The 886-nt window shown below is 62.3% G+C and carries 1 protein-coding gene; it reads right to left on the bottom strand.

Features of this window, described 5'->3' with window-relative positions; genetic code table 11:
• A partial coding sequence (locus tag AACY52_RS28600) for a transposase (protein WP_339561108.1) occupies window positions 1-886 on the bottom strand: 886 nt, incomplete at both ends.

Genomic DNA, 886 nt, shown 5'->3' with positions numbered 1-886 from the left:
ATCGGCTGCATAACGGTGTACGCCGGTGGGCAGATGGAAGGCGTGGTGCCGGAGCGGCTTTCCGGTCGGACAGGTAAAGCTGTCAATGTCACGATCATAGCTGAAGGCCGTTCGCGGCAGCTTGCCCTTGGTCTGTTGCGTACGGTCGATTACCGGAATGTGCGGGATTGCGCCGTGATCCCTTACGAAGCCGAGGAAGTTGGCGCTGCCATAGGCTTTGTCGGCCGCAACCCGCTTGGGACGATAATCAAAGCGATCGGCCGATCGCTCGAGCATGACGCGCCCCGCATCAACTTCCTCCGCGAACCGAGCCGGTGTCGCCTTCACATCGAGAGCGACGCCACTCGGGGTGTCGACCAGCGCATTCAGGGCGTAGCCGAACCGGCCACGCACCGTTCGCGCCGACCAAGCCGCGGCAGGATCCGTTCGAGAGACGCCTTGGCAGCTTTTCGAGCGCGCCATTTCAAAGACGGCATCTCCTGTGTCGTGCACCCACTCCCTAACCGCGCGCGACGCGTTGGCGACATACGGCAGGTAGCCAGGAACGGTCTTGCGCTGCCAGCTCGCATCAGCCGCTATGAACGATGCATCGATCGCGGCGTCTTTTCCGCCAATCAGTCCTTCACTGATGCAGCGTCGGACCGTGCTTTCGAACAGGATCCGGAACACGTCGGCATCGCGGAAACGACCGTGCCGGTTCTTGCTGAACGTCGAGTGGTGCGGAACCTTGTCTCCCGGCGCGAGACGGCAGAACCAGCGATAGGCCAGATTGTAGCGCAGCTCCTCACACAGGCGCCGTTCGGACGTGATCGCGTAAATGCGGCCGACCAAGGCCATGCGGATGAGGAGTTCGGGATCGATCGATGGCCGTCCCCTTGCGCTGTAG

The organism is Pseudomonas sp. EA_65y_Pfl1_P113 (assembly GCF_963970525.1).
GTDB lineage: Bacteria > Pseudomonadota > Gammaproteobacteria > Pseudomonadales > Pseudomonadaceae > Aquipseudomonas > Aquipseudomonas tritici.
The sequence above is the reverse complement of the archived record's forward strand: the minus strand, read 5'-3'. Positions and strand labels throughout refer to the sequence as shown.